1 protein-coding gene is annotated in these 1,411 nt (G+C 58.9%); it reads left to right on the plus strand.

Annotated elements, in window-relative coordinates:
- The first annotated feature begins 89 nt into the window (after positions 1-89).
- Entirely contained in the window at positions 90-1,190 is a 1,101-nt protein-coding gene (locus tag BN2475_RS32995; protein ID WP_094783502.1) for an IS5 family transposase, read from the plus strand.
- Positions 1,191-1,411: the final 221 nt, after the last annotated feature.

Raw genomic sequence — 1,411 nt, forward strand, 5'->3', positions numbered from 1 at the left:
CAGGCCGCGGAAATACTCGCACTGAAGTCATCGCAGCCGATAGCGAAAGCGTTGATGTAAGAAGCTCATTCGCCCCCCCCCAGGAGATCATGCGCGGCACCGATACGTTCATCGAGAGTTTGTTTTCCGTGCGCAAGCTGGACGACTTCGTTCCGAGATCGCATCCGCTGCGCTCAATCCGCGTCATGGCGAACGACGCGCTGGCGAAGATGGATCGGGTGTTTGCCGGGATGTACGAGGCGGACATCAAGGGAGGTCGGCCGAGCATCGCGCCGGAGAAGCTGCTGCGGGCGATGCTGCTGCAGGTGCTGTACAGCATCCGGTCTGAACGTCAGCTCATGGAGCAAACACAATACAACCTGCTGTTTCGGTGGTTTATTGGTCTGTCGATGGACGATTCAGTCTGGGTGCCGACGGTGTTCACGAAGAACCGCGAGCGTTTAATCCGGCACGATGCGGTGGTCGAATTCTTCAACGAGGTGCTATCCATCGCGCAGAAGAAGAACTGGTTGTCGGGCGAGCACTTCAGCGTCGATGGCACGCTGATCCAGGCGTGGGCGGGCCACAAGAGCTTTGTGCGCAAGGACGGTGACGACGGCGATAACGACGGTGGCAGCGGCAAGGGCGACTTCAAGGGCAGCAAGCGCAGCAACGAAACGCACGAGTCGAAGACCGATCCTGATGCACGGCTTTATCGCAAAGGCAAGACGGCCAGCGAATTGCGTTACATGGGCCACACGCTGACTGACAACCGCCATGGACTGGTCGTCAACGCCCGGGTGAGTTGTGCTGACGGACATGCCGAACGTGAAGCGGCCAAGGTCATGATCAACGATGCACGGCAAGCAGCGAAGGATGCGGCTGCGCAAATCACGCTGGGCGCAGACAAGGGTTACGACGCAGAGGAATTCATCGCAGCTTGCCAGCAGATGAAGGTCACGCCGCACGTGGCGCAGAACACGTCGGGTCGCCGTTCTGCCGTGCCCGATGAGATTGCGCGCAGTGCGGGGTACGCGATATCGCAGCAAAAGCGCAAGCTGATCGAACAAGGCTTTGGGTGGGCGAAGACCGTGGGGCACATGCGCCAGGTGATGGTGCGCGGATTGAAGAAAGTCGACCAGATGTTCGTGTTGAACATGGCAGCCTACAACCTCGTGCGCATGCGTTCGCTAGGACAGGTCCGCCCGTAGTGGCAGCGATTGCGGTAATGAGGCGAAAACAGGCCCCAACCCGTCGAAAAATAAGCTGGATTGGCGTTGAGATTTCGCAATGCAGTAAATTGCGCGGCGGTAGCCGCGCCGAGCGAAAGACGTTGCTTCTGGAGGGGTGTATTTCCGCGGCCTGCTAGGACTGTCTCTTATACACATCTGACGCTGCCGACGAGCGATCTAGTGTAGATCTCGGTGGTCGC

The organism is Paraburkholderia ribeironis (assembly GCF_900019265.1).
Lineage (GTDB): Bacteria > Pseudomonadota > Gammaproteobacteria > Burkholderiales > Burkholderiaceae > Paraburkholderia > Paraburkholderia ribeironis.

Bases quoted from the DNA above. Each gene is read 5' to 3' on its own strand.
- BN2475_RS32995 (WP_094783502.1), top strand. From the start codon at position 90: ATGCGCGGCACCGATACGTTCATCGAGAGTTTGTTTTCCGTGCGCAAG.